Below are 26,161 nucleotides of genomic sequence, written 5' to 3'. Positions count from 1 at the left end.
TATGAAGTATGAAGAATTTGGGAAACAAATTATTGAATTAGTTGGTGGAAAAGATAATATTGAAGCCGTAGTTCACTGTATGACAAGATTACGTTTTACCCTTAAAAATAGAGATTTAGCAGATGCAGAAGCAATTAAAGCAATGGATAGTGTTATTGATGTGGTATCAAATAAGGTATCATTTCAGATTATTATTGGAACTGAAGTTGCAGAAATTCATCCGGAGATTATGCATTTGTTAGGATTTGAATCAAATGAAGAAACAAAAACGAATAAGAATATTGTTAAAAGAATTTTAGATATTGTATCAGAATCAATTACACCAATTTTACCAGCTATGATGTCTGCTGGGTTAATTGCTGGGGTATTATCGATTTTTACAGTAACAGGAATAATATCTCCAGAGAGTTCTACTTATGTGATATTTGATTCAATTAGAACAGCAATGTTCTATTTCCTGCCAATCTTTATGGCAGTATCTGCATCAAAGCGACTTGGTGCACCAATGTATTTAGGAATATTACTAGCAGTAACATTATTATCAACATCAATCAATGGAGTAGAAGGTTTAGAATTATTTGGTTTATCATTACCAACAATTACGTATTCTAATTCATTCTTACCAATTTTGCTTGGCTTATGGTTTATGGGGCAAGTAAACAAAATGGTGACGAAATTGATGCCAAAGTCATTGGATTATTTCTTTACGCCATTAATTACAATATTAGTTACATTACCTGTAACATTACTATTCTTTGGTCCTATTGGAACATGGTTAAGTGATGGATTAGGTTATATATTCCAATTTATTAGTGATACATTTGGTAGTTGGTTAGTAGTTACATTGTATGCAGCATGCCAGCCATTCTTAATTATGATGGGAGCAGGAAACTTCATTGTTCCACTTATTCTGAATGAATACGCAGTAAATGGATTTGATGCAATGTTTACACCTGGATATATCATTTCTGATTTTGCTGTATGTGGAGCAATGGTAGGATATTTCTTAAGAGCAAGAAATGCAAAGCAAAAACAATTCTTTGGTACGGTAGCATTTAGTGCTTTTATGGGAATCACAGAACCAGCAGTATTTGGAGCATTTATTAAATATCGCCGTCCATTCTTAGCGGTTATTATAGGTGGAGGTCTTGGAGGTTTATTTGCGGGAATTATGCAAGTAAAAGGTTATGCAATGGTTAGTTTATTTGGAATCACATCATTTATTGATGATGCTGGTTTCAGTAACTTCTACTTTATGATTGCAGCACTTGCGATTGCCTTTATTGGTGCGGTGGTTGCAGGATACTTATTGTGGATGCCAAAAACAGAAGAACAAGAAGCAACTCCAGAAATTATGGAAGGAAAGTCAGCATTAAATAAAGTGAATTTGGTTTCACCGGTTGCTGGAGTGACAATTCCTTTATCAGAAATAAAAGACAAAGCATTTTCAACAGGAGCACTAGGAAAAGGGATTGGAATTATTCCAGAAGATAAATTAATCAAAGCACCAATTTCAGGTGAAGTAGTAACTTTATTTCCAACAAACCATGCAGTAGGTATTAAGAATGAAGATGGCATTGAAGTTCTTCTTCATATTGGAATTGATACAGTTGAATTAAATGGAGAACATTTTACTGCATTAGTAAAACAGGGAGATAAAGTAAGTGCCAATGATCCACTGATTGAAGTTGATTTCGCGAAAGTTAAAGAAAAAGGATATGACACTACTGTTGCAATGGTGATTACAAATACACAAGATTATTTGGAAGTAGTTCCGAATATGACAAATGAACAAGAATTAGTAACCGTTATCTTATAGGAGGAATCATGAAATTAGATAGTAAATTTTTATGGGGTGGAAGTATTGCTGCTCACCAATTAGAAGGTGCATATGATGTAGATGGCAAAGGTTTGAATGTAATGGATACAGTAACAGGTGGAAGTTATGAAACACCTAGAGAGATTACCCCTGTGCTTCAAGATAATAAGTATTATCCTTCACATGAAGGAATTGATTTCTATCATCGTTATAAAGAAGATATTGCGATGTTTGCAGATATGGGATTCAAAGCATTACGTATTTCCATAGACTGGTCTCGTATTTATCCTAATGGAGACGATGAGAAACCAAATGAACAAGGATTAAAATTCTATGAATCAATGATTGATGAACTAATTAAGCATAAGATAGAACCAATTATTACTTTATTCCATTTTGAATTACCGATAGCTATAATGAAAAAATATAATTCCTGGTTAAATCGAGAAACAATTAATTTATATTTAAGGTTTGTGGAAACAGTAGTAACTGCCTATAAAGGTAAAGTAAAATATTGGGTTACTTTCAATGAGATGAATCATCTTGATCCGGAAACTGATGTATCTTCGTTATTTACTTATATGCTTGCAGGAGTAGAGTATTCAAAAATAAAAAACAAAGAACAAGATCTTGCGGTAATTGGATACAATATGACATTAGCATCAGTTAAGGCAGTGAAGTTAATTCACGAGATTGATGCAAATAATCAGGTAGGATGTGTGTTTGGATTAACACCATCTTATCCAAGAACATGTAAGCCTGAAGAAGTAATGAAATCATTTAATGATACAATTCGTGATTTCTACCAGATTGATGCAATGACCTATGGTGAATTTCCAAAATACAAACTACATGAATACAAAAAAATGGGAGTTAATTTAGAAGTATCACCAGAAGATCAGAAAGCATTCAAAGAAGGAATCTTAGATTTTATTGGATTGAATTACTATATGAGTCAGGTAAGTAGTGTTACTACTGAAGAAGGTGATCAAGAATCATTGTTTGGTGGAGTAGTGAATCCTTATTTAGAAAAGTCTGCGTGGGGATGGACCGTTGATCCATTGGGATTACGTTATCTATTAAATTTCATGTATCGTAAATATCAAAAACCAATTATCATCTGTGAGAATGGATTAGGAGCAGTTGATGAAGTAGGAGAAGATGGAGTTGTACATGATGATTATCGAATTGACTATTTAAATAAACACTTAACTCAATTGAAGAATGCAGTATTAGAAGATGGTGTAGAATGTTTTGGATACCTAATGTGGGGACCAATTGACTTGGTTAGTGCAACTACAGGAGAAATGAAGAAACGTTATGGATTCATCTATGTAGATAAACATGATGATGGTTCTGGAGATTTATCTAGAACACCAAAAGATTCTTATTATTGGTATAAGAATTTAATCAAGGAAAACGGAGATAATTTGGGATAATAAAAAAAAGAAGGTTCAATTAATTTTGAATCTTCTTTTCAATTGCTAATTTAGTTTTCAATATTATCTTCACCTATATATGTCTATTTTAACCAAATAAGTAATTATTATTCTGATACCTTAACTCTACTTCGATAATCTTCCATCAAAGTTTTGAAAATCTCACCGTTTGTGGGGGGAGTGTAGGTGACGGCATTGGCTCCAGCTTCAATTACAGCGTCAATACTCTCTGAAGTAGGACCTCCAGTCGCAATAATTGGAAAGTCAGGATCAAGTTTTCTTAATGCCTTTACAATTTCCACTGTGTTCTTTCCTCCCGATACATTAATGATTTCTGCTCCTGAATGAAGCATTCTTTCTTCTAAATCTTCATCTAAAGATACAATTGATAACACAATAGGGATATCAACATAATCTACTAGTTTCTGTATGAAATCGGTTTTGGTTGGTGCATTTAGAACAACTCCAATTGCACCATGAAGTTCAGCATCCAATGCTATTTCGCGAACACGATCTCCGGCAGTGGTACCACCACCTACTCCAGCAAATACAGGTATTTGTGCAACATCAATAATTGATTTTGTTATTTGTAGTGTCGGTGTGAAAGGGTAGACTGCAATAACGGCATCTGCATTACAGTTTGCGATAATTGATACATCAGTAGAAAACAGAATTGATTTTACGCGTTTTCCATTGATGATGATACCGGTGGCTCTACGAATATTCTCTGGGATCATTACAGTATGACCACGTAATTTTGTGTTTATTGTAGGGGCCTTCTTATCTTTCATAGTTTTTCCTCCATCTCATATACATTTTATAATGTAATAAACTATACTCTCATTATACAAGATGAAGCATATGGTTGCCTACCATTTTTATATGTGAAAATTATGATAAATTATGGTAGACTTAATTCTTAAATTAATCAAAATTATGTGTATTGCATCACCTTTTTGAAAAATAAATTTGTATATTTATATAATTTGGTATAATCAAAATAAGTAGGTGAAATTATGAAACGAAGAGAAAAAGAAATTATTTATTATCTTGTTAAAAATAATCAGTATGTTACAGGTAATGAACTTGCTGATCATTTCGGTGTGACAAGTAGAACAATACGAGATGATGTAAATGCAATAAAACAATCAATTAACGAGAGCATTGCGTTTATTAACTCACAAGCAGGAAAAGGTTATTTATTGGAAATAAGAAATTATAAAATGTTTGAAGAGTTTTTAAATGATTTAAAACTAAAAGATGTTTCTCAATATCATAATATTCCAGATAATCCAAATGATCGAGTATCCTATATTATAAAAAAATTACTAATGTTGAATTTTAGTATAAAAATAGATGATTTAGCTGAAGAATTATATGTATCTAGATCTACATTAACTTCAGAAATTAAGCAAGTAAGAAAAAAATTGGAAAAATATGATCTTAAATTATCTCACCAAACCGGAAAAGGTTTGATAATAGAGGGAGAGGAAATTAAGAAACGCTTGTGTATTTCAGAGTATTATTTTCATAATTCAGCAGACGATGGATATTTTGCTGAAGATTCTATTTTGTTTGCTAGTTCAGTAAACCAAGAAGAAATATCATTAATAAAGAAACTATTGTTAGATACATTAAATCAATATCATATATTTATGTCAGATGTTTCTTTTCAAAACTTAGTAATTCATTTAATCGTATCGATACGTAGAATGAGATATTCTTATTATGTAGAGTATGATAAAGAAAAGATCGAATTATTTCAGCAACTAGAAGAATATCAAGTTGCAAAAACCATTGCTGATGTTCTAGGAAAAGAGTTCAATGAAATATGGAATGCAAGTGAGATTTGTTATCTTGCTTCACATATTCTAGCGAAAAAAATGATATTGCATGACGATGGGGAAAAGAAGGTATCTAAACGAGTTCATTTCATGATTGAAAAAATTATTTTTGAGATCTATATGAAGACTGGCATTGATTTGGGGAATGATGAATATTTTAAAAATGTATTAAAGCTACATTTGAACCCGCTTATACTTCGGTTACAAAGCGGTTTGATATCTCGAAATATGATGTTAGAAGATATCAAGATGAATTATCCATTTGCGTATGAATTAGCTTTACTTGCCAAAAATGTAATTGAGGATGAAATGAAAGTGTCGGTAATTGAGGATGAGTGTGGATATATTGCACTTTACATAGGGTTATCTATAGAAAAAATGATTGGAAGTATTCCTAAAAAGAATATATTGCTTGTATCATCATTGGGTAGAAGTTCAATTGAAATACAAAAGTTTAAAATTATGAATCAGTTTGATGATTATATTTCAAGCTTGGATGTTGTCGAATTATATGAATTTCCTAATATAAATCATGATACATATGATTTGATTCTAAGTTCGGTTCCAATAACTTATAAAGCTAATGTACCAATTTTATATGTTAATTCTATTTTGTCTCGTAACGATTTGGATCATATAAAAGAAAAACTTAGTACAAAATTTAATGATGTAAAAAAAGAAGAACTTTATAGTGATATTAAAGTTGCAGATAAACGAGTTAATTTGTGGAGTGAAATTAATGAAGTTGTAGGAAAAATGCAGATGGATGAAAATCAGAAAAAAGATATCCAGCACGCTATGAAGAGTAGTAAGAATATGAAGTTATTTGTACAAAATGGTGTAGCAGTGGCATTTACATTATACAATCAAAGCAGTGATTTTATTTTCTGTGTAAATGCAACAGATCAATTAATAAGTGAGAAAAAAGTTTTTCACTTACTTATATTCATTGGACATTCTTTAAATGAACTTGCACAGTTTCAGCAGTCTTTACAATACTTGCATTTACTTATTTCAAATAAGGAACAGACCAAACGTTTATTAGAGTTAAATGCTAAGGAGTATAAAAATGAATTGCAAACATATTTAAATCATTAGACAGGCCAAATCCCTGTCTTTTGTTTATTTCCGCAGAACTAAGGAAATAATCTGAAAAGTTGGAAGAATATGAACGAAATTTCCGCAGATAAGAGGAAAAAACTCGTATGGTCTATATTTCTGCGGAAATCTATAATGTAGTTAGAAAGGAGTAGTATATGCGCAGATATTTAATAGCATCACATGGAAAAATGGCTTCTGGTATGTTATCGACGGTAAAACTTCTTGCAGGGGAAAGAGAAGATATTGATTATTTAGATGCTTATATAGAATCAGATTCAATAAGTAATCAGATAAAACGATATTTTGACCAGTATAAGGAATATGAAATTTTAGTATTTACTGATTTGCTTGCAGGTAGTGTAAATAGGGAGATTATGAGGTATTTAAATGAGAATACACATATAATTTCGGGATTTAACCTACCATTGCTACTAGAATTACTACTTAGTGATGAAACCATAACACCTGAAGTTATTGAAGAAAAATTATCAATGGCAAGAGGGCAAATGGTTTATGTAAACAAACTAGTGAAAGGAGATGATGCATTATGATTAGACTATTAAGAGTAGATGATCGATTATTACATGGACAGGTAGCTTTTGCATGGACAAAGAATCTTAAGGTAAATCTGATTATTGTAGCAAATGATAAAATCGCTCATGATGAGTTTACAAAAATGACACTAGGATTAGCAAAACCTCAAAACGTTAATTTAACAATTGTAGAAGTGAAAAAAGCAATTGAAATATTGAAAACGGATAAAGCTAAAAAATATTCTTCATTAATTATAGTAAATAATTTAGAGGATGCAAAAGCATTAATCATGGATGTGGAGGAAATTAATAGTCTTAATCTTGGTGGATTACGAGAAAGAGAAGGGAGTACAAGATATACCAATGCTGTAACATTGACACAGGAGGATATAAGTATCTGTAAAGAGATTATAGATGCTGGTTATGAAATTGAGGCACGTCAAATGCCTACGGATAATAAACAAGATATTAAAGAACTTATAAAGTAGGGGGTAAGAAATATGACAATTATTCAAGAAGTACTATTAGGTATTATTGCAGTCGTTGGATGGTGTGAATATGTAGATGGTATTAATAAATCAACAAGACCACTAGTTATGTGTACACTGGTTGGATTAGTACTAGGAGATTTAAATAAAGGGATCATTATTGGGGGAACTCTAGAATTAGCAACAATGGGAATGATGGGGATTGGAATTTCGATTCCTATTAATATTACAATTGCAGGGGTATTAGGTGCAGGGTTTGCAATTTCTGGTGGATTAACTACTGAAGCAGCAGTTGCATTAGCAATACCCGTAGGAATTGTTTTTCGTTTGTTGGAACATGTTGCAACAACTGGTTATGATTTAGTAGCTGCAAAACTATTATTTGATCACCCTGAGAAAAACACACCAAAGCAAGTATATAAATCATTTTGGATTATCTTTGGACTAAGTTGTGTATTTATGTTTTTAACAGTGTTTATTAGTTTATTGGTTGGAGCTGATGTAGTTGCTAATATAGCAAACTCAATTCCAGATAATGTGATGAATGCAATTGGAACAGGAACTAATTTATTAACAGCTTTAGGATTTGCAATGTTATTTAACCTAACAATGACACCAAAAACATTAGCATTCTTCTTTATCGGATTTGTGTGTGCTGCATACTTACAAATGCCTACGATGGCTGTTGCAATATTAGGTGCAGCGTTCGCAGCTGTAGCATTCTTCTTTACAAAAGATAAAGACATGGTAGAAGAAAGTGGAATTATTGATTTTGATGATTTAGAAGATGATCCACAAGAAGTGGTGGAAATTAAAAAATTATTATCAAACTCTGATCTTAAAAGTATTTTCTTTAAATCATTCGGATTGGAAGGGCCATTTATCTATTCAAGGTTGCAATCAATTGGATATTGCCGCGCAATGCTTCCAGCAATAGAAAAAATCTATACTGATCAGAAGGACCAATCAGATGCAATTAATAGACATTTGGAATTCTTTAATTCAAACCCAGAGCTTTCAACTTTTATTATGGGAATTTCAGCATCAATGGAAGAACAGAATGCACAAGATAAAAGCTTTGATGCATCAAGCATTAATAATGTAAAAGCTGGTTTGATGGGTCCTATTGCTGGAATTGGAGACAGTTTCTGGTGGGGAATTGTGAAAACAGTTGCTGCAGGTATTGGATGTCAATTTGCAATGCAAGGAAGTATTTTAGGACCAATTTTATTCTTATTAGTATTCAACATACCACATTGGCTGATTCGTTATATTCTTACTTTTAAAGGTTATGAATTAGGACACAAAGTTCTTGAAATGATGTCCAAAAGCAATATTATTGAAAAAATATCGTTATGTGCTGGAATATTAGGGATGTGTGTTATTGGTGCTATGACTTGCGATATGATTAGTATTTCTACACCACTTGTATTCAATATGGCAAATGAAGTAACTGTAGAAGTACAGTCAATTTTAGACGAGATAGTTCCAAATTTACTGCCACTAATTTCGATATTTGTAATTTCGAAATTATTACGTAAACAAGTGAAAGTATTACCACTAATATTTGCATTACTTGCTTTTGGAATAGTCTTCAACTTAATTGGAGTGATTGCATAGAGTTAGATAGAGAGGTGAAGATATGAAAAATATGTTTGATTATATGGAAAAAGCACCATCATTGTGTGAACAGATAATTAAAGAAAAAGATAAAAGAATAGGAAACTTAGTTGAGTATTTTGTAGAAAAAGAACGTCGAAGAATTGTGATTGTAGCATCAGGATCTTCTTATAATATTGCGATGTCAGCAAAATGGTATTTACAGGAACTATTGAATTTAGAAGTAAAAGTTGTTTGGCCGCTTACATATACTATGTATGATAATAGTTATGATAATCAATCTTTTATAATATGTATGTCACAATCAGGAAAAAGTACTAATACGATAGAGGCAGTAAAAAAAGCAAAAGAATTGAAACATGACGTATGCGTATTAACGACAAATAAAAATGCGCCAATCAAAGAATATTGTGAACATGTTTATGAGTATGGGAGTGGAAGTGATGACTACTATGTTGCAAAAGGATTTCCTTGTTCAAATGTTTTTCTTATGATATTTGCAGTTGAAGTTGCTAGCAGATTAAACAAATGGAAAGAGGCACAAAAGAAAAAAGAAATATCAAAAATAGAAGTAGAAATTGCAAAATTAGATAATACTAGGATACAAGCAAAGAAGTTCTATGAGGAAAATAAGAAATCATTCCTGAATTGTAGAAGGATGATGCTTGTTGGTATTGGTAGCAGCTATGGAGTCGCTTTAGAGGGTGCTTTAAAGTTGAATGAAATGATTGGCTCTGCAACGAATGCATATGAGATGGAAGAATTTGTTCATGGACCAACATATGAGATTAGAAAAGATCATGCAATAATATTTATAGATAATAATAGTCAATGCCATGAGCGAATGAAACAACTATTTACAGCTTGTAAAGGATTGACAGACCATGTATTTATGATTAGTAATGCTAAAGATTATAATGATCAAAAAGTATTGTATATTGACGGTAACAGTGATTATAACTTAAATGTAATTAATAGTATTGTTCCGTTTCAAACCTTTTCTGAGTGTATATGTAGTGAACTAGATTTACTTAGTTATAATCTTACAAACTATGACTTTGAACAAAAGATAAAAACAAAAGCATAAATAATATAAAAATCATACAAATATTTTCTATTGTATGATTTTTTTGATTAATTTGACAAATTCTTCAGTTCTCTATATACTTTTATTAAGGGTAAATAAAAGTGGTGATTTTATGAAACATTATATTTCAGAAGACGTAAAACAGTTGAATACAGTATTGGTGTTAAAGGATGTTTATCAGATGCAGACAGCAACAATGAATGACATTATAGAGGTTACTGGTTTATCACAATCAACGGTTCGTTCTATCTTGATTGAGCTAGAAGAGGGAAACAAAATTGTTAATATTGGAAAGGATGCATCCAGTGGTGGAAGATGTCCAAACAGATATACCTTTCATCCGCATGCATATTGTTTAATAAGTGTTTATTTGCATAGAACAACTGCTGAAATAAAAGTATTCCATGTATTTTATGAATCCGTTATGTATAAACAAATATTCACGTTTGAATCTGTTGATCAATTAACTGAAAGGTTGTGTTTCTTACAGCGAGAATATATGGCCTCGTGTATCAGTTTTGGAGTCGAAGGAATTATAGAAGGATATGATTACTATACTGATCATTATGGAAGTTTTTCTAAAATAACAATAATTTCAGAGATTAAAGAACAAATGGATATTCCTGTATATATTGAGAATGATGTTAACTTAATGATGCTAGGATATAAATCAAATCACAACAATGATATGAAAAATATAGCATACTTGTATTTAACTGAAATTGGGCTGGGAAGTGCATTTCTAGTAAATGATAATATTCTATATGGAAAGAGTCATTACGCTGGTGAAATCGGATTGATTCCATATGGAGAAAAAAGTATCAATAGGTGGCTTCAATCCTTTATGAGTGATGATGAATATGTGGATATTGTGTCACATCTACTTACGATTGTATCAAGTTTCTTGGATCCAGATCGTATCGTGTTATCTGGTGAAATAATAAGAAAAGCATTGCATAATCGTGTAGTAAAGAAATCTGAAAATTATTTAAATAGTAGTTATCAAATGTTTGTGGAATATCACGAAGATAATGAAGAAGATATTTGGCGTGGCCTGCAGTATAAAACAATTATGGAGTTATTTGAAAATGGAAACACAAGTGAGTAATCAATCTTATAAGTCAACAGTATATGCATGTTATTTAGGTAACTTTGTACAATCAATTGTTATTAATATGACACCATTATTGTTTGTTCCACTTATGACGATTTACAATTTAAAATTAACTGATTTAGGATTATTAGCAGCTATTAATTTTATAACCCAGGTTATAACTGATTTAGCATTTGCCAAGGCAGTAGATAAGTATGGATTTCGAGTATTTTCAGTTGCTGCTTCATTTTTGGCATTTGTAGGATTTGCATTATTTAATACAGCACCAATTCTCTTTCCAGACCAACCATTTATTGGCTTTGTCTTAGGAACATTGTTGTTCTCTTGTTCAGGTGGTTTATTAGAGTTGTTATTAAGTCCAATTATTAATGCGCTACCATCAAAAGAAAAAACAGCAGCTATGAGTGTACTTCATTCCTTCTTTGCTTGGGGACAACTAGCAGTTATATTAATTACAACATTCTTGCTGTTTTTGATTGGAGCAGAACACTGGCAGTGGATTGTAATATTCTGGATGATATTTCCACTTCTGAGTACTGTGGCATTTTCTAAAATACCTATTTTAGATCCAGTTCCAAGTGAAGAGCAAACATCTTCGAAAATAATTCGTAAAAGTCCATACTTCATCTTATGTTTTTTCCTAATTTTATGTGGTGGAGCAAGTGAACAAATTACATCACAATGGATATCAACATTCTTTGAGTTGGAGCTAGAGTTATCAAAAACAATTGGTGATGTGATTGGGATTGGTAGTTTTGCGTTGGTATTTGCTCTTTGTCGTTTTATGTATGGTAAAAAGGGAAGTAAGATTAATGTACTTAAGTTAATGAGATATGGAACATTACTAACTGCTTGTAGTTTCTTATTGTTATCAGTAGCAAGTATCCCAGCATTATCAGTAGTGGGTTGTATTGGTGCAGGGATTGGTATTAGTTTACTGTGGCCAGGAACAATCTCCTTATGTGCAGATTACTTTCCAATGGCAGGAACATGGATGTTTGCAATCCTTGCGTTCTGTGGTGATATTGGCTGTTCAATAGGTCCATGGTCAGTTGGAATGGTAAGTGATTATCTAGGGAATAATGAGATTATAAGTAACTTCTATACTATCTTTGGCATAGAGCATGCAGGTCTAAGAGTAGGATTACTATTTGGAATTATATTTCCAATTGCTGGGTTTGTTATTACTTCACGATTAAGAAAATTTAGTGTGAATAAACAAGAACTAAAAAAATAAAATAGTATTTCAGAGACTCTTGTTTTCAAGAGTTTTTATTTGTTTTAAATTGTAATTCTATTACATTAAAGAAATAAAACAGACAGATTATGATACATACGACACATAGTATTTTCATATTTGATTGCATATTACAGACATAGAAAATATAATGAAAGTATAAATTTGCACTTTCTGTATAACTTTTGTTATTATACAGAAGAGTTTAGTGTATGACTTGGAGGAACTAGTTATGAAGACCACAAAAGAACTTGTCTATGAATTTGTGCAAAAAGAAATCTATACAAAAAATGAAGAAGGAATTGAAACGAAGACGGTTGCTGATGTACTTGATATGCAGCGATCAAATGTAAGTGCCTTATTAAATGACTTAGTAAAAGATGGCTTGCTTATTAAGACCAATACACGACCGGTTTTATATAAATTGCCTCATGAGAATAATAATACAGAGGAAAATTCTGCTTTCACGAAATTGGTTGGTCATGATGGAAGTTTAAAAAATGCGATTCAACTAGCAAAAGCAGCTGTATTATATCCACGTAAAAGTTTAAATGTTTTGTTAGCATCAAAGAATGGATGTGGAACAACTTCATTCGCATATCTGATGTTTCAATTTGCAGTAGAAAATAGAGTGTTTGATGAAGAGGCACCGTTTGTGAAAATCAATTGTCGTCATTATGCCAAAAGTATTACTATGTTAAGCGATGAGTTATTTGGAAAAGATGATGACTTGGAAACAAACAGTTTTGCTAGAGCCAGAGGTGGCGTACTTTTTATTGATAACGTTGATATGCTTGATGCAAAACAACAAAGTAGAATTCTAGAACTTCTTGATACTGGTAAATTATTCAGTGAAGATAAAAGCAGATCTGCTGATTTCTCTGATGTAGTCTTACTATTGGCTTGTTCGCCTCAGGGAGTAAGTCTGTTTAATCGTAAGATTCCAGTTACGATTGAACTCCCAGAATTAAAAGATCGTCCAATGAGTGAGCGATTAGAATTGATAAATCATTTATTTACGATTGAAGCAATGAACTCAGATTGTTTTATTGAAGTCACAACTGAAGCAATTAAGGCATTGTTACTTACTGAGTTTGCATTCAATGTGAAAGAATTACTGTTAGAAATAAAAGCAGCTTGTGCTAATGCATATGTACGTGTGGTAAATGATAAAGAAGAAGATATTCATGTGTGCTTAAATGATTTTAAAGGTGATATAAAGAAAGGATTGTTGAATGTTAAAGATTTAGAACCTATTGTTCTATCAATCCTTAATATTAGTGATGTAATGATTTATGATAAGACTGCACAAAGTTATAAACCTGGTGATGGTGATAAATATCATGAAGATGATTTGTATGCTGAGATTAGAAAGCAATATGATGAATTAACTGATCGTGGTATTAATAGTAGTAGCATAGAGAATGTTATTAATACACATATTCAATTTCTATTTAAAAAATATCGATACTTTCATGATTTTAATAATAATGCGAATGATTTGGATCAGTTGTCAAAGATTGTAGATCATAGGATTATTCGATTGGTAAGAAAATTTCTTGAAGGATGTAAAAAGGATTTAGGAAAAGAATTTAAATCAAATGTATTCTATGGTTTGTGTCTGCATGTGAATTCTTTAATGACATTAAACTCAAGTCATCAAAGAGTAAAGAATGAACAAATTGTAAATATTATTCAAAAGTATCCACAGGAATATGCTGCTAGTACGCAGTTTGCTGATTTACTGAAACATCAACTTAATCTTGAATTACCAATAGAGGAAGTTATTATTGTTTCCATGTTCTTGATTGAATCAGATGAAAATGAAAATGAAGGCAATCCAGTTCTATTGTATATCTTGCATGGAAATGGTACAGCAAGTTCACTTAGAGATGTTACCAATGCACTTACCCAGTGTAATAATGCCTATAGTTATGATTTAAAGTTAGAGATTGAAACACAACAGGCAATGCAGGAAATCAAAACGCTGATTGAAAAGATTGATAAAGGTCAAGGTGTGATTGTTATCTATGATATGGGTTCGATCAAAACAATGATTGAAACGATTGCTGAGGAGATTGATGTAAAGATTCGTTATATGAATATTCCAATAACGTTAGTGGGAATTGATATTGCTCGTAAGTGCTCAATGGAAAGTGATATTGATTATGTCTATCATATGGCAAATCTGGAAATTAATAAAATGAGTCGTAATGAAGAGAAGCACAGTGATATTGTTGTAACTCTCTGTCATACAGGAGAAGGTGGAGCACTTCAGTTAAAACGATATATTAATCAATACTCGAAACTGGGAATGAAAGTAATTCCGTTAGCCATTTCTGAGCGCGATAAACTTTTAAAAGAAGTGATAGAATTACAGAGAACCTATCGTATTCATACGTTTGTTGGAACTTATGATCCTAAACTGTTAGGAATTCCATTTATCTCTATTGGAAAGATATTTGAAAACTCTAGAGAAGATTTGGATCGAATTCTAATGTTTGAACCAGTAAAATCAAATGCGATTGACTACAGTGAAGTGTATAAGTACTTTGAGGAACAGTTTAAATATGTATCAGTACCAAAGTTAAAAACAATACTCCCAGATGTACTTGATGAATTTGGAGTGTTATATCCAATGAGTGAAGACCAGCGAGTTGGTTTGTTTATGCATCTGGCTTGTCTGATTGAGCGCTTGTTGGATGGTAATGCAGTTGTTGAGAATAGTGAGAAGAGTAAAATTATTGGTGTCTTTAAAGACGAATATAACTCTACTAGAAAGCTATTAAGAAGGTTAGAAAAGAGTTTTAATATTATAATTGATGATAATGAGATAGCAACGATTATAATGATTATAAAGAAGATATAAAAAAGCTGAGTCCATGGCGACTCAACTTTTTTTTGCAATCAATTTCTTCAAATGCTTATGTTCTTTCACTTGCGGTAATGGTTTTTCTTCAATACCTTCTCTTAAATTAACTATCTTTTTTTGAATATCATAAAGAGTATCACTCATTCTTCCATAGTAGACACCTTCACTAAACATTCTCATCAACTTCTTTTGTTTCTTATTTTCAAAACTTTCAATATGTTGATGAAAGATAATCTGCAATCCTTTTTCAACTACTGAAGTTTCATAAGATAAGGTAATTGTATCTGCCATAGATTTAATCTTTGACTTATAGAATTTCCCTCGTTCATAGTCGAGTACTGTAATATCCACACGATTGTAGACATCATCACCCTGCTTTGTATAGCGCAGTCCTTTCTTTACATCCTTTACTTTGATTGTACGTTGGGTGCAGTCTGCAACATTAGCTATTACATCATTTTCCAGATAATCATAGAATTCTTGTTCTGTGATTTGTAGCGTTCTTGTTATTTTCATACTTGCATTATAGCATAATCATTATAATTTTTTTGTTTCTGTATAGAAAAGGGAGGACAGTGTATGTAAAAAGGTAAGAAATGGTATACAAAGTGGGGATTAAAGTGTAAAAAAGACGTAATAATATCAGTATAAGTGATAAAAACCATTATTTTTGATTGGAAAATGGGGAATCAAAAAAGAGAATAAGTATTTTGAAAGTTAGTAAAAGATATACGCTCATAAAATTAATTAAACACAAGAAAGAAAACAGAAGGAAAACTTATACACTAAACTAAAAAAGAACATAAATTGATAAAAAAAGGAGATTTTATGACAAAAATTGTGTATATACTAGAAAATTACTGTATAAAAAGTAAAAATTAAGTCTGCTTCTGTATTTTGACACTATATGGTTTATACACTAATATTTGTGTATACGAGGTGCTTATCTGGCACTTAGATTAATACGAAGGAGGAACAAGATGGATGAAAATAGTGCAACAGACTTAGTATCTATGAGTATTATTGCAAATTCAGGAGACGCACGTTCGTTTGCGTTTCGAGCTTTGGAAGAAGCAAAAGCCGGTAATATAGATGAGGCTGAGGAACTTTTAAAGAAATCAGATGAAGCTGCAACACTGGCACACAAAGCCCAGACTGATTTATTGTTTGCAGAAGCTAATGGTGATAAGCAAGATATCAATGTTCTGCTTATTCATTCGCAGGATCATTTAATGACAAGCATGCTTGCTGCTGAGTTGATCAAAGAAATCATACTACTTTATAAAAACAAGTAAGAAAGGAAAACAAGATGAAAATATTATTAGTATGTGCTGGGGGAATGTCTACAAGCATTTTAATGAAAAAAATGGAGACGTATTGGAAAGAAAATGGGGAAGAATTAGAAATCAAGGCTGTTGGTCTTGGTGAATATCAAGATGTATATCAAAAATACGATATCATTTTAGTTGGACCACAAGTATCTTATCGAATGAAAGAAATTAAGGAGAATACTGGATTACCTGCAGATGCAATCCCTTCGTTTGATTACGCTGTAGCGAATTGTCCAAATATTATGAAGTTAGCTAGAAAGCTTTACGCAGAAAAGTAAATAGGAATCGTTAGGACCTATCTAATTTAAGAAAGAAAGAGGAAATATATGGAAAAGTTGTTCGAAAGTCAAGCGATGATCAAGTTACAAGAATTTGGTCAAAAGCTTGGAACTAATAAATTCTTAGCTGCACTACAAGCAGCAATGATGTCGCTTATGGGTATTATTATGGTGGGAGCAATCTCACAGATTCTATGTTCAGTTGGTAGTGAAACGATGTTAGGATTGTTTACAACTGGTGATGCAGTATATACGATTATTTATATGCCTTATCAGTTCACAATGAACATGTTATCAATTTGGGTAGTTGTATTATTTGCTTACAACTATGCGAAAAACTTAAAAATGAAATCACCAATTATGAATGCAGTAGATGCACTTGTTTGTTTCTTTATTGTTGCTGCAGCACTTGTAGTTAACGAACTGGGAGTTACTACAATTGATATGACTTATCTTGGAGCACAAGGTATGTTTATTGGATTTATAGTTGTATTTATTTCTGTACGTATTGAAAAATTTTGTGCTGATAAAAATGTAAGAATTAAAATGCCAGATGTAGTGCCACCATTCTTACAAGATGGATTCTCTGCAATCTTACCACTATTATTTAGTGCGATTTTCTTCCTAGCTGCATCTACAATTGTTAGTACAGCTACAGATGGAGCATACTCGATAGCATCAGGATTTATGAATGTATTATCTATGCCTTTAAACGCATTAACATCAGTTCCTGGTATGTTTATCTTATGTATCTTTGGAGCATTGTTATGGTGTTTCGGTATTCATGGTACAATGATTTTAGTTCCAATTATTATGCCTTTAGGTATTCAGGCTGCGGTTGCAAATGGTACAGCTGCTGCAATGGGTGATCCACTTGTATTCTATCCAGTTGCATTATTTGGATCAATGGCAATTGCTGGTGGTACAGGAAATACATTACCACTTGCATTAATGGGATTACGTTCAAAATCAAAACAAATTAGTGCAGTGGCAAAAATTTCTGCAGTACCAGGATGGTTTAATATTAATGAACCAATGACATTTGGTATGCCAATTATGTATAACCCTATCTTATGTATCCCTTATGTATTAAATATTCCAGTAGTAATGTTATGTACATATATTGGATATCAGACAGGTTTCTTAAGTCCTGCTTGGATTTCAATTTCAGCATTATTACCAATGGGATTCGCAAGTTATTTATCTACTTTAAGATGGCAAAATGCAATCTGGGATTACTTAATGTTAATTCCTTCAGGATTAATTTACTATCCATTCTTTAAAATTTATGAAAGACAGTTAATCGCAAAAGAAGCGGAAGCAGAAGCTGCAGAAGCACTAGAAGCTGCTGAAAGTGTAGCATAGAAGAAGAGTAGTTAGTGCTAGTGTAAGAACTAGCACTTTTCATCAATTAGTATACAATTACAACAACTTACAAAAGGTAAAAGAAAGCGAGGTAATTATGAGTTTTCCAAAGAATTTTTTATGGGGTGGAGCTACGGCTGCCAACCAATACGAAGGTGGTTATTTAGAAGGTGGTAAAGGATTAAGTACAAGTGATGTACTGACTGCAGGTAGTCATACCCAAATGCGTCAGATAACTTGGAAGAATGAAGCTACAGGTGAAACTGGTAAAACACCAATGGCATTTATGGGTGGAGATATTAAGATTCCTGAAGGAGCAATTCCGGCAGTGATTGATGGTGAATACTATCCTTCACATATTGCGACTGACTTCTATCACCACTACAAAGAAGATATTGCACTGTTTGCAGAGCAGGGTTATAAGTGCTTCCGTTTATCTATCAACTGGGGACGTTTATATCCAAATGGTGATGAAAGTGAGCCAAATGAAAATGGAGTAAAATTCTATCATGATGTGTTCGACGAGTGTGCAAAATATGGTATTGAACCATTAGTTACAATTTCTCATTATGAAACACCAATTAATCTAACAATTAACTATGGTGGATGGATTGATCGTAAACTGATTGGATTCTATGAAAACTTCTGTCGCACACTATTTACAGAATATAAGGGAAAAGTAAAATACTGGATGACCTTCAATGAAATTAACGTAATTGAAATGGGTCCATTTATGGGTGGAGGATTGCTGAAGGGTGACAAACAAAATGTTGCGCAAGCTGCTTTCCATCAGTTGGTTGCCAGTTCAAGAGTTGTTCAAATGGCAAAAGAAATTGATCCTTCAATGATGATTGGAATGATGGTAGGATATGGTGTTGGATATGCAGGAACGTGTAATCCTAAAGACCAACTGGCATTATTAGAAGGAAACCATATGTCACACTTCTTTACCGATGTACAGGTACGCGGTTACTATCCAAACTATAAGTTAAAAGAATACGAACGTGAAGGTGTTACCTTAGATATTAAAGATGGTGATTTAGAAGATTTACGTAAAGGAACAGTATCATTTATTGCTTTCTCTTATTATTCAACAAACGTAGTTACATTAGATGAATCGTTTGATCATGGTGATGGTAACTTCTCATTTGGTGCGAAGAATCCATATCTAAAAACCAATGCATGGGGTTGGTCAATTGATCCAGCTGGACTTCGTATTGCCTTAAATACCTTATATGATAGATACCAGATTCCATTATGGGTAGTAGAAAATGGAATTGGGTATGCTGATGTAGTAGAAGCAGATGGAAGTATTCATGACGACTACCGTATTGATTATATGAAGAAACATATAGAAGCAATGGATGATGCAATCAACCTTGATGGTGTTGATTTAATGGGATATACACCTTGGGGATGTATTGACTTAGTAAGTGCTGGTACGGGTGAAATGAAGAAACGTTATGGAATGATTTATGTAGATCGTGATGATGTAGGAAATGGTTCTTTGAAACGTAGTAAAAAAGATAGTTTCTACTGGTATAAGAAAGTGATTGCTAGTAATGGTGAAGATTTAAGTGAAGAGGTAAGTAAAGATGAGTAAATTTCCAAAAGATTTTTATTGGGGTGGAGCGACAGCTGCCAACCAATGTGAAGGTGCTTATAATGAAGGTGGTAGAGGAATCATCAAGAATGATTATCTAACGGCTGGTACGCATACTTCTCCTAGATCATATATTTATAGAGATAGTGATGGTAATATCAAAAGAGCTTCGATGTTTGAATTGCTTCCAGATGATGCAGAATTAATTATTGATGAAAATGAATATTATCCAAATCATATAGGGATTGATTTTTATCATCGTTATAAAGAAGATATCGCAATGTTTGCAGAGATGGGATTCAAGATGTTTCGTATGTCAATATCTTGGTCTAGAATTTTTCCAAATGGAGACGATGAAGAGCCTAACCAAGAAGGTGTAGAATACTATCGTTCAATGTTTGAAGAAATGCGTAAGCATGGAATTGAACCATTAGTAACATTACACCACTTTGATACTCCTTACGCATTAGAAGTGAAGTATGGTGGTTGGGAAAACAGAGAGTTAATTAAATACTTTGAACGTTATGCAGAGTTTGTCTTTAATGAGTACAAAGATTTAGTGACTTATTGGTTAACATTCAACGAAATTAATAACTTAGTGATGATGACAAGTTTTGTTCCTAATCTTCCTGCAAAGGTTGCACAAGGCGCATATCAGTCATTACACCATCAGTTTGTTGCAAGTGCAAAAGCAGTGAAGAAAGCACATGCAATTAATCCAGATAATAAAGTTGGATGTATGATATGTGGACTTGTATCTTATCCACTTACTTGTGATCCAAAAGATATTCTAAAGAATCAACATCGTATGGAATCTGTAATGTATTATTCTGGAGATGTTATGGTACGTGGAGAATATCCAGCATATTCGAACCGTATCTGGGATGAACTTGGAATTACTGTAGATATTACAGATGAAGATAAAAAAGAATTAAAAGAAGGAAAAGTAGATATTTATACCTTCTCTTACTACTCTACAAGCTGTGTAACAACACATGAAGGTGCAGATATGGGCAGTGGAAACTTCTCAATGGGAGCAAAGAATCCTTATGTGAAATACTCTGATTGGGATTGGGCAATGGATCCTGATGGATTGCGTTATATCTTAAGTGAATTATATACACGTTATCAAGTACCAATCATTGTGACTGAAAATGGATTAGGACAAGACGATGTTGTAGAGGCAGATGGAAGTATCCATGATGATTATCGTATTGAATATTTACGCAGTCATGCAAACGCAATGGCAGAAGCAATTGAAGATGGAGTAGACTTAATTGGTTATACGTCTTGGGGATGTATTGACTTAATCAGTGCAGGTACTGGAGAAATGAAGAAACGTTATGGTTATATCTATGTTGATCGTGATAACGAAGGAAATGGTACTTTAGATAGAATCAGAAAAGATAGTTTCTATTGGTATAAAAAAGTAATTGCCAGCAATGGTGAAGATTTAGATTAAAACAATGGCTACCTTAGGGTAGCCTATCTTATGTCTTTCCATTATAATAAAGAAAAGGACAGGTGAGAAAATGGATATTAAGTTAGTGGTAGTTGATATGGATGGGACCTTCCTAAGACAGGATCCAATCGTAAATGAAGATGGGGAATTGATTGGTGTTAATCAAGATTATGATCGAGAACTATTTGATGAAGTATTCGCAAAACTAAAAGCAAATGATGGGAAGTTTGTAGTTGCAAGTGGAAATCAGTATTACCAGTTAAAATCCTTCTTTCCAGACTTAGATGATCAGATTACCTATGTATCAGAAAATGGTGCATTGATTATGGAGAATCATGAAGAGTTGTTTTCAGTAAAGATTGAGGATACTGTAGTCAAAGAAATCATTGATGTGGTAGAAGAATATCCTGAAATATTAACAGAGGTCTGTGGGAAAAAAGCAGCATATGTGAAAACGGGAAATAATCGTTTTCGTGATTTAATGAAATTGTTTTATCATAGTTTGGAAGAAGTTAATGACTTTTATGAAATTAAAGATGATGAAATTCTAAAATTTGCGTTACTAGTTCCTGAAGGTAAAATAAAAGAATACTATGAGATTCTTAGTGAACGTATTGGACACCTAATTGAACTAATTGATAGTGGTCATGGATGTATTGATTTAATTGTACCTGGCTTTAATAAAGGTACTGCAGTAGACTTTTTATGCAATCGTTGGGGTTTTAGTAGAGATAATGTAATTGCTTTTGGTGATGGTGGAAATGATATCGAAATGCTGCAGTATGCAAAGTATGGTATTGCGATGGAAAATGCCAGTGATCGAGTAAAGGCAGTTGCCAATGACGTTTGTGAAAGTAACAATGAACAAGGAGTGTTGAAAACTTTGAAAAGAGTATTATAAACATATAGCCAATCAAGACTATATGTTTTTTTCTCGATATTGCTTTGGAGATACCTGAAATTGATCTTGAAACTTTTTATAAAACTGAGTCAGATTCTTAAATCCAACATGATAAGCAATTTCCTGAATAGAATGATCTGTGTTCTTTAGATAATTCGATGCTGCCTGTAATCGTTGTGTCGTTTGTATCTCTTTAAAATTTTTACCAAGTTTCTGTTTGATAAAAGATGATAAGTATTTTGGATGATAACCAAACTCATGTGCTACTTCTTCTAATGTGCAGCTAACATAATTGCATTCAATATATTTAATAATATCTATTACTAAAGTACTATCTTTTTTACTCGTCTGGATAACTTGATTATCCGGATCTTTTAAGTACAAACGAATGAGTTCAATAAAGATAAGTGACAAGTAAGACTCAATGGTTTCATTAGCATATATATTCTGATTATAGTATTCGTATAAGATACTTAGAAATAAATCAGTAATATGCTTGTTAGAATTACTATTAAATATCATATAGGAATCATGAGTCTCACTATTGGAGATTGCATTGATCAAGAAGTTGGCAATAATACTTTGTTTACCAACATGACTTAAAATTCCATTATCAAAGAATTTATAACTTAATGACACATTTAAGACAATATCATTTTCACCTGTCTTCATTTTAGAACGAACAACATCTTTATCGAAGATACAGATATCACCTTTCTTTAAAGTAATATATTTATCTTTAATTAAATATGTGCACTCTCCTGAATAGATAAAATTTAGATTAATATTAGAATGTGTATAAAAAGGAACAAATGTAAATCGGGAATCCTTCACAATTACAATTTCATTTTCTAGTAATTTCTTTTGGGTGAAACGCAGTGCTTCTATTCCATCCACAAAATGTTTTTCCATGTTTATATACTTTGGTGATAATTGACCTGGGTTGGCTAAATAGAAAGCTTCGCTTTCGTTTACACTACGTAAAAATTGATCGATTTCTTGCTGGTTCATAAATCTTACCTTTTGTTAGTCTTTCTGTTCTCTTTTGACATTGTTAAATACAGTGTTTGAATTTATACTTTGTTATATAGTTAAATTATAAGAGATTTAGCTGTAGAGATAAATAGCTATTTATTCAAAATATTAATTTTTAATATAAAGGAGAAATTTATGGATTATAAAAAACTTGCTCAACAGATTGTAGAATCAGTTGGAGGAAAGGGAAATATTTCGAGTGTAACACACTGTGCTACAAGACTTCGTTTTACATTACATAATGGAGATCAGTTTGATGAAGAAAAACTAAAGGCAATCAATGGTGTTATGGGAACCGTTGTAGCTGGAGGTCAGCATCAGGTCATCGTGGGTCAGGATGTAGCAAATATCTATAATGAAGTTACACCACTTTTAGATGGAAAAATGACAGCAGATACTGTAGAAGAGCCAAAATCATTGTTTGCCAGGGTATTAGATACAATTTCAGGAATCTTTACACCAATTCTTCCTGCAATTGTTGGAGCATCGATGATTAAAGTATTAATTATTTTGCTTACGATGTTTAATCTGTTAAGTGAAACTTCTCAGACCTATACAGTATTAACATTTGTTGGCGATACAGCATTCTATTTCTTACCAATTATGCTAGCATACTCAGCAGCAGTTAAGTTTAAAATGAATCCAATGCTTGGAATGATGTTAGGACTAATGATGATTCATCCTACGTATATGAGTATGGTAGAAGCAGGAGAATCAGTAACAATTTTTGGGTTTATACCTATGACCCTTGCAAAGTATACATCTACAGTTATTCCAATCATTTTAGTTGTTTGGGTTGCTTCCTATATTGAACACTTCATGGATAAGGTTGTACCAAATGCAATTAAGTTCTTTATTAAGCCATTTCTTACATTACTAATAATGATTCCGATTGCCTTCTGTGTAGTTGGACCATTAGGTACAATTGTTGGTCAGGGATTAGAATCAGTACTAAATGTAATACAGACACAGGCACCTTGGTCACTACCAATTATCTTTGGAGTAGCTGCACCAATTGTTATTATGTTTGGAATGCATTATGTAGTAACCATTCCGTTAGTTATGACAGCAATTGCGGCCAATGGATTTGATATGCTTGGAGCTGGATTCTTAGTTGCAAATGTTGCTCAAGGTGCAGCAGCACTGGCAGTTAGTTTATTGGCAAAGGATACTGACTTTAAAGCGATGGCTGCTTCCACTGGAGTATCTGCGCTGCTAGGTGTTACAGAACCAGCAATGTATGGAGTAAACTTGAAATTAAGAAAGCCATTCTTTGCAGCTCTTGCAGGAGGATTAACAGGTGGTTTAATTTGTGGTATTGCTGGAGTTAAAAGAATCGTATTTGGTCCAACAGGATTGACAACAATTGCAATCTTTGTAGATCCAGATAATACTATGAATTTCATTTTTGCAATCATTGGTGTAGTTGCATCGTTTGTAGTTGCCTTTGGATTAACGTATATGCTAGTGAAAAAAGATAACAAGATGATTGAGGAGATATAGTATGGCATTTCAAAAAGACTTTTTATGGGGTGGAGCAATTGCGGCATCACAGGCAGATGGTGCATATGATAAAGGCAAAAAAGGTTTAGATACACAAGATTTACGTTATTTCGATGCAAATTGGGATAAGGAACAAAGAACAGTAAACCGTAATATTAATATGACAAGTGAACGATTTGAAGAAGCGTTAAATGCTCAAGAAAATACCCATTACCCGTTTCGCTGGGCAATTGATTTCTATGATAACTATAAAGAAGATTTAGCCTTATTTGAAGAACTGGGATTAAATGTATTTCGTACATCTATCAGTTGGTCTCGTATTTTCCCAAATGGTGATGATGAGACGCCTAATCAAGAAGGTATTCAATTTTATGTAGATTTATTCAGTGAATGTAAGAAACGTGGAATGAAGGTATTTGCAACGATTCTTCATTATAATATTCCAGTAAATCTGGTAACCAAATATGGAGGATGGAAGAATCGTCAAACAATTGATTTCTATGTAAAATATGCAAGAACATTGTTTAAACATTTAGGTAATCTTGTAGATTATTGGCTGCCCTTCAATGAAATTAACTGTGCAAGATTTAATCCATATAATGGATGTTGTCTAATCAAGGATCAGGAAGAAGATTACGATTCAGCAATCTTTCAATGTACACATCATCAGTTTCTTGCGAATGCATTAACTGTAGAAGCAGCACATGAAATGCTTCCAGGAAGCATGCTTGGAGGAATGATAGCAAGGTTTACAACTTATCCAGCTACTCCCAAACCTGAAGATGTGATGCAGGCAGTATTGGATGAAAACTATAAAAACTATTTCTATTTAGATGTTATGGCTCATGGTGAGTATCCAAGCTATACTAAAAGAATGTTTAAAGATTTGAATATCACAATAAAAATAGAAGATGGTGATACAGAGATTCTAAAAAAAGGAAAAGTCGATTTCATTGCATTCAGTTATTATATGTCAATGGTGGCAACTACTGATACAACACATGAAAAAACAAGTGCAAATTTAGTTACTGGAAATAAAAATCCTTATTTGAAAACAAGTGAATGGGGATGGCAAATTGATCCAATTGGATTGCGAATTACATTGAATGATATGTATGACCGTTATCGTCTTCCATTGTTTATCGCGGAAAATGGATTAGGTGCAACTGATATAGTCGAAGATGACAAAGTTCATGATGATTATCGAATCAATTATCTAAGGGAACATGTTCGTCAGATGGATGAAGCAATTCAAGATGGAGTTGATTTAATTGGATATACAATGTGGGGAATTATTGATATTGTTTCTTGTGGAACAATTGAAATGAGTAAGCGATACGGCGTTATTTATGTAGATCGTGATGAAGAAGGAAATGGTACTAACAGGAGAATAAAAAAAGATTCCTTTACGTGGTATCAAAAATGTATTAATAGTAATGGAGCAGATATAGAATAAAGATTTAGCCAGTACTCATACTGGTTTTTTCTTTTACTAGATAAGTCACAAATAAAAGAAATATTTTTCACTT

At 32.5% G+C, this 26,161-nt stretch carries 21 protein-coding genes; 18 read left to right on the top strand and 3 right to left on the bottom strand.

The genetic code is table 11. The features are described from left to right. The first annotated feature begins 1 nt into the window (after position 1). Positions 2-1,819, top strand: a complete 1,818-nt coding sequence (locus tag J2S15_RS04975; protein ID WP_307406027.1) for a beta-glucoside-specific PTS transporter subunit IIABC — start codon at positions 2-4, stop codon at positions 1,817-1,819. 8 nt (positions 1,820-1,827) lie between these two features. Continuing rightward, positions 1,828-3,258: a glycoside hydrolase family 1 protein gene (locus tag J2S15_RS04970; RefSeq protein WP_307406025.1), complete on the top strand. Its 1,431-nt coding sequence runs from the start codon at positions 1,828-1,830 to the stop codon at positions 3,256-3,258. Between the two features lie 107 nt (positions 3,259-3,365). On the opposite strand, the gene J2S15_RS04965 is transcribed toward J2S15_RS04970, so the two are convergent. Then, positions 3,366-4,049 carry a beta/alpha barrel domain-containing protein gene (locus J2S15_RS04965; protein WP_307406023.1) on the bottom strand — a complete coding sequence of 228 codons (684 nt, stop codon included), beginning with the start codon at positions 4,047-4,049 and terminating at the stop codon, positions 3,366-3,368. Positions 4,050-4,274: 225 nt separating this feature from the next. On the opposite strand from J2S15_RS04965, the gene J2S15_RS04960 reads away from it, so the two are divergent. The 8 genes from J2S15_RS04960 (at position 4,275) to J2S15_RS04925 (ending at position 15,151) form a co-directional block, all read left to right on the top strand. After that, the gene (locus J2S15_RS04960; RefSeq protein ID WP_307406021.1) at positions 4,275-6,200 is read left to right on the top strand and encodes a BglG family transcription antiterminator; all 1,926 of its coding nucleotides are present in this window, start codon (positions 4,275-4,277) and stop codon (positions 6,198-6,200) included. A gap of 158 nt (positions 6,201-6,358) precedes the next feature. After that, positions 6,359-6,754, top strand: a complete 396-nt coding sequence (locus tag J2S15_RS04955) for a PTS sugar transporter subunit IIA (RefSeq protein ID WP_307406019.1) — start codon at positions 6,359-6,361, stop codon at positions 6,752-6,754. Then, positions 6,751-7,224 (top strand): PTS sugar transporter subunit IIB, encoded by a 474-nt coding sequence (locus tag J2S15_RS04950; protein WP_307406017.1) that lies wholly within the window; start codon positions 6,751-6,753, stop codon positions 7,222-7,224. The genes J2S15_RS04955 and J2S15_RS04950 overlap by 4 nt, the downstream gene beginning before the upstream one ends. Before the next feature lie 12 nt (positions 7,225-7,236). Then, positions 7,237-8,844: a PTS system mannose/fructose/sorbose family transporter subunit IID gene (locus J2S15_RS04945; protein WP_307406015.1), complete on the top strand. Its 1,608-nt coding sequence runs from the start codon at positions 7,237-7,239 to the stop codon at positions 8,842-8,844. 22 nt (positions 8,845-8,866) lie between these two features. Beyond that, on the top strand, positions 8,867-9,931 hold the full coding sequence (locus J2S15_RS04940) for an SIS domain-containing protein (RefSeq protein ID WP_307406013.1): 1,065 nt from the start codon (positions 8,867-8,869) through the stop codon (positions 9,929-9,931). 112 nt (positions 9,932-10,043) lie between these two features. Next, positions 10,044-11,039, top strand: a complete 996-nt coding sequence (locus J2S15_RS04935) for an ROK family protein (RefSeq protein WP_307406011.1) — start codon at positions 10,044-10,046, stop codon at positions 11,037-11,039. Beyond that, on the top strand, positions 11,020-12,282 hold the full coding sequence (locus tag J2S15_RS04930; protein ID WP_307406009.1) for an MFS transporter: 1,263 nt from the start codon (positions 11,020-11,022) through the stop codon (positions 12,280-12,282). Before J2S15_RS04935 ends, J2S15_RS04930 begins: the two co-directional genes overlap by 20 nt. Positions 12,283-12,514: 232 nt before the next feature. Continuing rightward, entirely contained in the window at positions 12,515-15,151 is a 2,637-nt protein-coding gene (locus J2S15_RS04925) for a PRD domain-containing protein (protein WP_307406006.1), read from the top strand. 21 nt (positions 15,152-15,172) lie between these two features. Here the strand turns inward: J2S15_RS04925 and J2S15_RS04920 are convergent, their stop codons facing one another. Then, positions 15,173-15,670, bottom strand: coding sequence for a DUF3284 domain-containing protein (locus J2S15_RS04920; RefSeq protein ID WP_307406003.1), 498 nt, complete (start codon positions 15,668-15,670; stop codon positions 15,173-15,175). Positions 15,671-16,134: 464 nt separating this feature from the next. Between J2S15_RS04920 and J2S15_RS04915 the strand changes: the two genes are divergently transcribed. The 6 genes from J2S15_RS04915 (at position 16,135) to J2S15_RS04890 (ending at position 22,094) form a co-directional block, all read left to right on the top strand. After that, complete coding sequence (locus tag J2S15_RS04915; protein ID WP_307406002.1) at positions 16,135-16,449, top strand: PTS sugar transporter subunit IIA; 315 nt, start codon at positions 16,135-16,137, stop codon at positions 16,447-16,449. A 14-nt stretch (positions 16,450-16,463) separates the two neighbouring features. Continuing rightward, positions 16,464-16,763, top strand: a complete 300-nt coding sequence (locus J2S15_RS04910) for a PTS sugar transporter subunit IIB (protein WP_307406000.1) — start codon at positions 16,464-16,466, stop codon at positions 16,761-16,763. 48 nt (positions 16,764-16,811) lie between these two features. Next, positions 16,812-18,128 (top strand): PTS sugar transporter subunit IIC, encoded by a 1,317-nt coding sequence (locus J2S15_RS04905; protein ID WP_307405998.1) that lies wholly within the window; start codon positions 16,812-16,814, stop codon positions 18,126-18,128. Between the two features lie 97 nt (positions 18,129-18,225). Further along, positions 18,226-19,731, top strand: a complete 1,506-nt coding sequence (locus J2S15_RS04900) for a family 1 glycosylhydrolase (RefSeq protein ID WP_307405996.1) — start codon at positions 18,226-18,228, stop codon at positions 19,729-19,731. Then, positions 19,724-21,193, top strand: coding sequence for a glycoside hydrolase family 1 protein (locus tag J2S15_RS04895; RefSeq protein ID WP_307405995.1), 1,470 nt, complete (start codon positions 19,724-19,726; stop codon positions 21,191-21,193). Before J2S15_RS04900 ends, J2S15_RS04895 begins: the two co-directional genes overlap by 8 nt. Before the next feature lie 70 nt (positions 21,194-21,263). After that, positions 21,264-22,094 (top strand): Cof-type HAD-IIB family hydrolase, encoded by an 831-nt coding sequence (locus J2S15_RS04890; protein ID WP_307405993.1) that lies wholly within the window; start codon positions 21,264-21,266, stop codon positions 22,092-22,094. Between the two features lie 18 nt (positions 22,095-22,112). Here the strand turns inward: J2S15_RS04890 and J2S15_RS04885 are convergent, their stop codons facing one another. Next, complete coding sequence (locus J2S15_RS04885) at positions 22,113-23,105, bottom strand: AraC family transcriptional regulator (protein ID WP_307405991.1); 993 nt, start codon at positions 23,103-23,105, stop codon at positions 22,113-22,115. Between the two features lie 159 nt (positions 23,106-23,264). On the opposite strand from J2S15_RS04885, the gene J2S15_RS04880 reads away from it, so the two are divergent. Together J2S15_RS04880 and J2S15_RS04875 are read left to right on the top strand one after the other, a co-directional pair. Beyond that, complete coding sequence (locus J2S15_RS04880) at positions 23,265-24,632, top strand: PTS transporter subunit EIIC (RefSeq protein WP_307405990.1); 1,368 nt, start codon at positions 23,265-23,267, stop codon at positions 24,630-24,632. Between the two features lies 1 nt (position 24,633). Next, positions 24,634-26,088: a family 1 glycosylhydrolase gene (locus J2S15_RS04875; RefSeq protein ID WP_307405987.1), complete on the top strand. Its 1,455-nt coding sequence runs from the start codon at positions 24,634-24,636 to the stop codon at positions 26,086-26,088. Positions 26,089-26,161 lie beyond the last annotated feature (73 nt).

Origin of the sequence: Breznakia pachnodae (assembly GCF_030814225.1) — a bacterium.
In the GTDB taxonomy this organism is placed as follows: Bacteria; Bacillota_I; Bacilli_A; order Erysipelotrichales; family Erysipelotrichaceae; genus Breznakia; species Breznakia pachnodae.
This window is presented reverse-complemented; position numbering and strand designations above follow the sequence as displayed.

Bases quoted from the DNA above. Each gene is read 5' to 3' on its own strand.
- J2S15_RS04975 (WP_307406027.1), top strand. From the start codon at position 2: ATGAAGTATGAAGAATTTGGGAAACAAATTATTGAATTAGTTGGTGGA.
- J2S15_RS04970 (WP_307406025.1), top strand. From the start codon at position 1,828: ATGAAATTAGATAGTAAATTTTTATGGGGTGGAAGTATTGCTGCTCAC.
- J2S15_RS04965 (WP_307406023.1), bottom strand. From the start codon at position 4,049: ATGAAAGATAAGAAGGCCCCTACAATAAACACAAAATTACGTGGTCAT.
- J2S15_RS04960 (WP_307406021.1), top strand. From the start codon at position 4,275: ATGAAACGAAGAGAAAAAGAAATTATTTATTATCTTGTTAAAAATAAT.
- J2S15_RS04955 (WP_307406019.1), top strand. From the start codon at position 6,359: ATGCGCAGATATTTAATAGCATCACATGGAAAAATGGCTTCTGGTATG.
- J2S15_RS04950 (WP_307406017.1), top strand. From the start codon at position 6,751: ATGATTAGACTATTAAGAGTAGATGATCGATTATTACATGGACAGGTA.
- J2S15_RS04945 (WP_307406015.1), top strand. From the start codon at position 7,237: ATGACAATTATTCAAGAAGTACTATTAGGTATTATTGCAGTCGTTGGA.
- J2S15_RS04940 (WP_307406013.1), top strand. From the start codon at position 8,867: ATGAAAAATATGTTTGATTATATGGAAAAAGCACCATCATTGTGTGAA.
- J2S15_RS04935 (WP_307406011.1), top strand. From the start codon at position 10,044: ATGAAACATTATATTTCAGAAGACGTAAAACAGTTGAATACAGTATTG.
- J2S15_RS04930 (WP_307406009.1), top strand. From the start codon at position 11,020: ATGGAAACACAAGTGAGTAATCAATCTTATAAGTCAACAGTATATGCA.
- J2S15_RS04925 (WP_307406006.1), top strand. From the start codon at position 12,515: ATGAAGACCACAAAAGAACTTGTCTATGAATTTGTGCAAAAAGAAATC.
- J2S15_RS04920 (WP_307406003.1), bottom strand. From the start codon at position 15,670: ATGAAAATAACAAGAACGCTACAAATCACAGAACAAGAATTCTATGAT.
- J2S15_RS04915 (WP_307406002.1), top strand. From the start codon at position 16,135: ATGGATGAAAATAGTGCAACAGACTTAGTATCTATGAGTATTATTGCA.
- J2S15_RS04910 (WP_307406000.1), top strand. From the start codon at position 16,464: ATGAAAATATTATTAGTATGTGCTGGGGGAATGTCTACAAGCATTTTA.
- J2S15_RS04905 (WP_307405998.1), top strand. From the start codon at position 16,812: ATGGAAAAGTTGTTCGAAAGTCAAGCGATGATCAAGTTACAAGAATTT.
- J2S15_RS04900 (WP_307405996.1), top strand. From the start codon at position 18,226: ATGAGTTTTCCAAAGAATTTTTTATGGGGTGGAGCTACGGCTGCCAAC.
- J2S15_RS04895 (WP_307405995.1), top strand. From the start codon at position 19,724: ATGAGTAAATTTCCAAAAGATTTTTATTGGGGTGGAGCGACAGCTGCC.
- J2S15_RS04890 (WP_307405993.1), top strand. From the start codon at position 21,264: ATGGATATTAAGTTAGTGGTAGTTGATATGGATGGGACCTTCCTAAGA.
- J2S15_RS04885 (WP_307405991.1), bottom strand. From the start codon at position 23,105: ATGAACCAGCAAGAAATCGATCAATTTTTACGTAGTGTAAACGAAAGC.
- J2S15_RS04880 (WP_307405990.1), top strand. From the start codon at position 23,265: ATGGATTATAAAAAACTTGCTCAACAGATTGTAGAATCAGTTGGAGGA.
- J2S15_RS04875 (WP_307405987.1), top strand. From the start codon at position 24,634: ATGGCATTTCAAAAAGACTTTTTATGGGGTGGAGCAATTGCGGCATCA.